The organism is Thiocapsa sp. UBA6158 (assembly GCF_002423035.1).
Taxonomy (GTDB): domain Bacteria; phylum Pseudomonadota; class Gammaproteobacteria; order Chromatiales; family Chromatiaceae; genus Thiocapsa.
Map to the genome: position 1 here is coordinate 1 of NZ_DIUM01000131.1, position 4,710 is coordinate 4,710.

The window sequence follows — 4,710 nt, forward strand, 5'->3', positions numbered from 1 at the left end:
TGGACCAATCGATGATCAAGGCCCTCCCCGCAAACCCATGCCGACAGCCTCGACGGGAAGGTCGTCCGCATCCTTGACGGCGATACCGTCGAGGTTCTCGATGCGCGCAAGCGCACGCACCGAGTGCGCCTCGCCGGCATCGACGCCCCCGAGAGCAAGCAACCCTTCGGGGCCAAGGCCAAGCGCGCCCTGTCCTCGCGGGTCGGCGGCAAGACCCTGACCGTCGATTGGCACAAGCGCGATCGCTACGATCGGCTCGTCGGCAAGCTGATGTTCGACGGGGCCGATGTGAATCTGGCTCTGGTACGCGCCGGCTACGCCTGGTGGTATCGCGAGTACGCCGGCGAGCAATCCCCGAGCGACCGCCGGCTCTACGAGGCGGCCGAGAAGGCGGCTCGGAGGGATGGGGTCGGACTCTGGTCCGATCCGCGGCCGATCGCGCCCTGGGATTGGCGCGACGGCAGGACGACGGCCGTGCCGGCGAAACCGAGCTCGGGTGCCTGTCCGTGCGACTCGGGTCGGACCTGCACGGGTCCACGGGGCGGGATCTACTGCGTGCGGGAGAGCGGCTCGAAGCGGTATTTCCCGCGGGATTGAGCGGGCCGATACGGGTGGTTGCCGAACCCGGGCGGTATGATGGCAAGGTCGCCGGGCGCTCCGACGCCTGTTTCGATCAACCACAGACCTCAAGGACATCCGAGCATGCAGATCGCACTCTTTGGAGCGACCGGTGGAACCGGCCGAAAGGTTCTGGAGCAGGCCCTCGCGTCCGGTCACGCCGGGGGGAAAGGGGCCAGGCTCAATTATCAGCCCGCGATCGGGTCGGGCTGACGGGATTGCGCCCGTCAGCCACCGGGTCGCCGGAGGCGGTCACCCGCCTCCGGCTCCCACGGAACGTCGCGAGGGGGGAATTCCGGTGACAGTATATGGAACGCGTTGGTAGGGCGAGCGTCGGCTGTCCGCGCGACTTCGGACTCCGACCGCCGAAACTCCTGCGTCCGGAACTCGCCGACGACGCCACTTCGGAGTCGCAGTGCCAAGGAACCGCGACAGACCGCTCCTGGGGCCCAACCGTCGCCGACCTCGGCAACTCGACTGACAGCTGTCCGCGCGAGGTGATTCTTGGCGTAACCAGCCGTGGGAGTCTCCAACGCGCGTTTTCCGGCCATAGGGGCGATTCGACTGAGCGTCTGGATTCAGCCGAGTTCCACCTGATCGCCGCCAGGGTTGAGTAATCGGTTATGGGTAGACCCGGCACCCAGCCAGGCAGTTAGATTGGCGGCAATCCGAACCTTTAGTTTGCGCCCTCAGCCGGCTCCGATGACTCATGAGGTTGACCACACATCCGGCGAACCGCGCGTGACGGCGATTCTCTCGCAATAATCGCATTCGCCCAACGCTCCCCCTTCCACCGATCCCCGGTGGCCCAGGTCGCGAGCGCCGCAAGCACCGGCGCCGTCTCGACCAGCGCCGCGAGGCCCTCCTCGTCAAGGCCGGTAAACCGCTGCCCTCCCTGCGCCCGCTCTCCTGCCCCATACTTGAACGAGGCATACAGCACCCCTTCGGGTTTCAGCGCGCGCCCGAGATGCTCCAACACCTCGGGCAGCTCTGCCATCGGCACATGCAGCAAACTCGCGCAGGCCCAAATACCGTCGAATGAATCCTCCCAGTCGATCCTCTGGAAGCGCTCGACCTCGACCGGCAAGCCGCGATGCTCGGAGGCCAATCGCGTCAGCGTCGGCGACGCCTCGAACACGGTCACGGTTATAGCCCAGCCGCCGAAACGCCAGCGCATCGTGCCCCGACCCGCAGCCTGCACCGAGAATCTGACCGCAAGGCGGAATATGGTCGAGGAACCGGTCGTACAGCGGGGCCAATGTCGACGTCGACGGTTTCGGCGAAGACGGTCTCGGCGTGGTCCTCGTAGTCGGCGATCGAGTCGACTTCGGTGTCTCGACCGTGCGGCTTGGGATCCTGCGACATGGCGAGCTCTCGATCTGTGGTTGCGGCCAAGAAATCGCTCCGCGCGGCCACGCCCGCCGGGAAGGCCGGTGACCGGCTCGGCCAAACCTGTGCCGTCCGATTGAGGATCGACCCGGACGACCTTAAAGAATGTGCATGAATCACGGACAACTCGTTCGGCACAAGCTGCGCAACAATCTCCAGAGCCTGGGGCTGTTGGCGTTGCTCGCCCTCTTGCTCGGTTCGCTGGCCTGGGTGATCGGGGGCGAGCCGCTGCTTTGGGGCACCCTGCTCGGTGTGCTGATCCTCGCCGCGGCCAATCCCGCGATCCCGCCGCGTCTGCTGATGTCGTTGTATCGCGCCCGCCCGGTGCGACCGGGCGAGGCTCCGGGGCTCTATCGCCTGCTGGACGCGCTGTCGCAGCGTGCCGGCTTGGCGCGCGTCCCGCAGCTCCATTATCTGCCGTCGGCGACCGTCAACGCCTTCGCGACCGGACGTCGCGACGATGCCGCGATCCTCGTCTCCGACGGCCTGCTGCGGCGGCTCGACCGGCGCGAACTGGCGGCGGTGTTGGCGCACGAGGTCGCCCATATCGCCCACGATGACATTCGGGTGATGGCCCTCGCCGATCTGGTCAGCCGCATCACCGCCGCGCTGAGCCTCGCCGGCCAGCTCTTGCTCCTTCTGGTGCTGCCGGCGCTCGTTCTCGGCATCGACGGGCTGCCCTGGTTTCCCATCCTGATCTTGCTGGCCGCGCCGACACTCAGCGCGCTGGTGCAGCTCGCGCTGTCGCGCAGCCGCGAGTACGAGGCCGACCGCGGCGCGGTGGAGCTGTCGGGCGATCCCGTCGCCTTGGCCTCGGCCTTGGTGAAGCTGGAGCAGACTGGGCGCGCGTCTTGGGAGCAACTGCTTCTGCCCGGTCGACGTCTGCCCGAGCCCTCGCTGTTGCGCACTCATCCGCCGACGGCCGAGCGGGTGGAGCGTCTGCGCGATCTTGCGTCCTCGCACGCAACCGGGTTCTCCTCGGGAAGCCCGCTTTGCTTGCCTCGTTCGGAGCCCTCGGGTTGCGCCGGGAGCCTGCCCCTGCAAACGCCGCGTCGGCATTGGACCGGTCTTTGGTACTGACCGCTTGTGGCCGATGGTGGCCGACCAAGATTCCTGCTGTGGTCGGCGTATCACGCTCATCACCAGTCGGCGTCCGATCGAGCATCCGGGGTCCTGACTCGGAGCTGTCGGTCAGGTCGACTCGGCGGCGCCTGCCTTCATGGTGTCGGCCAAGGCGCTATAAACACCCACCCAAGCCTTCTTCACCTCGGGGGTGAAATCATCGCCGAGGCCCTGGCCAAGGGTCCACAGCAGCGCGTCGGCGACCTTTGCGTAGTCGTCGTCACGAACCCCGTAACGCGCATGGCGTGCGCCCATCTTCTTGATGGCCGGGATCAAGGGATCGAGATTGTCGAGGGCGTTTACGGCAGTGGTGAGCATGACGACGAGCTTATTGCCCTGATCTTTCATATCGCCCTTGAACATGGGCCTGACCTCGGGATAAACCTCGAACAAACGGCCGTAAAAAAGCCCCGCGGCCTGTTCGGATATGGGCTCCACCTTGGCCCAGGAGTCTCTGACGAGCGCTATGGTCTCTGGGTTCATGGACGTTTCTCTCCGGTTTGCGCTGGCGATTCGGTGATGAAGACGCGGATCCAAAGCGTTTTCCTGGTCGACGGTGGCCGATTTGAACATGACCAATCTCATGCGCCAAGAGTCTCAGGGGATGAAATCGAATCGTCTCAGGACGGTACGCCGAGTCGCTGGATCATCGCGCCCCGAGCCGAAGCCGGTTCCGAGGAGATGCCCGCCGGACTGAACGTGGGCGATGAGACAGGTTTGCAGCGGGGCTGTGTCGATCTCGACGGTTTCGGCGAAGAAGGCCTCGGCCCGATCGATGTTCATCGCCATGAATCGGTTTCGCATCAACCGTGGCTTCGAGGCCGATTTCGAGCGCCTCTGGCGGGAACGCCAATCCCAGCTCGCGCAGGTGCCGGGCTTCGTGACCTTTCTGCTCCTCAAAGGGCCGGAAGACGAAGAGACCACGCTGTACGCCTCTCACACGACCTGGGCCTCGCGTGGTCACTTCGACGCCTGGCGCGAATCCGAGGCGTTCCACAAGGCACATGCGCAGGCGAAGGCGCCTCAGGGGACCTATGCAGGCCAACCCATGCTGGAGCTGTTCGACGTGGTGTTGGAGGAATCGGGTCCGCGGGGCTAATCGGCGCGAAGGATAGCGGCGCTTGCCGGAGCCGCACGCGGCCTGACCGGCATGTGAAGCGGCATTGGCGGCTCGGAACCTTCCGGCGGATCCGCTACGGCGAGGGGTTGGCGGAGAACCGGCTGGGGTGGATTCAGCCGGTGTTCGCGAATGTCGGGCGCCGGCATTCCGTGCGACCTCGCTGCCGAGTGCGGCGTGAACGCGAAGACGGTCACCGAGCTGATCGCCCGGGCCAATTGTATGGTGGCCTCGGTCCGTGCCGCGATGTCGTCTGCCGACCAGCGCGCGGTGGTCGGCCGGTATGAGGACACGCTTAAGTGGACACTCCATGGGAGCGCTGATCCGTGGCGGCTTACCCCGGCGCTGGGATTGCGCAAGGAGCGGGCTCGGGGAGCCGAGTCGTGGATGTAATTAGCTGTTTGGCAGGGGATTTGGCGCGCCCGACAGGATTCGAACCTGTGACCCCAGCCTTCGGAGGGCTG

The 4,710-nt window shown here is 65.9% G+C and carries 6 protein-coding genes; 3 read left to right on the forward strand and 3 right to left on the reverse strand.

The genetic code is table 11. The annotated features are described in order from the left end of the window. Positions 1-123: 123 nt before the first annotated feature. Positions 124-597, forward strand: coding sequence for a thermonuclease family protein (locus B4N44_RS17675; protein WP_296703710.1), 474 nt, complete (start codon positions 124-126; stop codon positions 595-597). 697 nt (positions 598-1,294) lie between these two features. On the opposite strand, the gene B4N44_RS17680 is transcribed toward B4N44_RS17675, so the two are convergent. Then, positions 1,295-1,795 carry a class I SAM-dependent methyltransferase gene (locus B4N44_RS17680; protein WP_296703714.1) on the reverse strand — a complete coding sequence of 167 codons (501 nt, stop codon included), beginning with the start codon at positions 1,793-1,795 and terminating at the stop codon, positions 1,295-1,297. A gap of 323 nt (positions 1,796-2,118) precedes the next feature. Between B4N44_RS17680 and B4N44_RS17685 the strand changes: the two genes are divergently transcribed. After that, on the forward strand, positions 2,119-3,087 hold the full coding sequence (locus tag B4N44_RS17685) for a zinc metalloprotease HtpX (protein ID WP_296703716.1): 969 nt from the start codon (positions 2,119-2,121) through the stop codon (positions 3,085-3,087). A 111-nt stretch (positions 3,088-3,198) separates the two neighbouring features. On the opposite strand, the gene B4N44_RS17690 is transcribed toward B4N44_RS17685, so the two are convergent. Next, a complete protein-coding gene (locus tag B4N44_RS17690; RefSeq protein WP_296703720.1) occupies positions 3,199-3,702 on the reverse strand; it encodes a globin family protein in 504 nt (167 codons plus the stop codon). A gap of 24 nt (positions 3,703-3,726) precedes the next feature. After that, entirely contained in the window at positions 3,727-3,912 is a 186-nt protein-coding gene (locus B4N44_RS17695; protein WP_296703725.1) for a hypothetical protein, read from the reverse strand. A 4-nt stretch (positions 3,913-3,916) separates the two neighbouring features. On the opposite strand from B4N44_RS17695, the gene B4N44_RS17700 reads away from it, so the two are divergent. Next, positions 3,917-4,228 carry an antibiotic biosynthesis monooxygenase family protein gene (locus tag B4N44_RS17700; RefSeq protein ID WP_296703728.1) on the forward strand — a complete coding sequence of 104 codons (312 nt, stop codon included), beginning with the start codon at positions 3,917-3,919 and terminating at the stop codon, positions 4,226-4,228. Positions 4,229-4,710: the final 482 nt, after the last annotated feature.

What these genes read in the sequence shown, in the direction of transcription:
- B4N44_RS17685 (WP_296703716.1), top strand. Translation starts at nt 2,119, where the DNA reads ATGAATCACGGACAACTCGTTCGGCACAAGCTGCGCAACAATCTCCAG.
- B4N44_RS17680 (WP_296703714.1), bottom strand. Translation starts at nt 1,795, where the DNA reads ATGCGCTGGCGTTTCGGCGGCTGGGCTATAACCGTGACCGTGTTCGAG.
- B4N44_RS17695 (WP_296703725.1), bottom strand. Translation starts at nt 3,912, where the DNA reads ATGAACATCGATCGGGCCGAGGCCTTCTTCGCCGAAACCGTCGAGATC.
- B4N44_RS17700 (WP_296703728.1), top strand. Translation starts at nt 3,917, where the DNA reads ATGAATCGGTTTCGCATCAACCGTGGCTTCGAGGCCGATTTCGAGCGC.
- B4N44_RS17690 (WP_296703720.1), bottom strand. Translation starts at nt 3,702, where the DNA reads ATGTTCAAATCGGCCACCGTCGACCAGGAAAACGCTTTGGATCCGCGT.